Genomic DNA, 500 nt, shown 5'->3' on the forward strand with positions numbered 1-500 from the left:
GAGGCGGAGGAGATCGTCCAGGTCGTCCTCGATGCCGTGGACGGAATCAACGGACCGATCGAGCAGGCCGTGGAGATTCCCGAGGACGCCGCCGTGGATGAACCAGAGGCCGATCCGCACCTGGATGCCCAGGTGGCGGCCACGGACGACATTCGTCAGCGCCTGGACACCCTCGATCCCCTGGATGCTGGTGCAGGCAGTGACGGAGGTGCTCGGAGCGATCCGCGGTCCGCCGACGACTCCGAGGGCGGGATCAGGGCGGATGTTCCGCGCGACCCACGTCCGGCCATTGCCCGGGGGCTCCCCCTGGCCGCCTACGGGGACGACCAGCTCGACGAACTCGCCGAGTGGGTGCGTTCCGATGGCGCGGAGCGCGACGAGGAACAGATGGTGGAGGAACTGCGGGATGCACTGGGCCTGACGCGTCGAGGTGCACAGTCCGACGCGGTCCTGCACAACGTCGTGCGCCGCACGGCTCCTCGTCCATGACCGTCCCGGAC

The 500-nt window shown here is 69.2% G+C and carries 1 pseudogene; it reads left to right on the forward strand.

Going from position 1 to position 500, the window contains the following annotated elements:
* Nucleotides 1–489, forward strand: a pseudogene (locus FK530_RS26400) (hypothetical protein); the annotation flags it as partial.
* Nucleotides 490–500: the final 11 nt, after the last annotated feature.

The organism is Tsukamurella conjunctivitidis (assembly GCF_007858475.1).
GTDB lineage: Bacteria > Actinomycetota > Actinomycetes > Mycobacteriales > Mycobacteriaceae > Tsukamurella > Tsukamurella conjunctivitidis.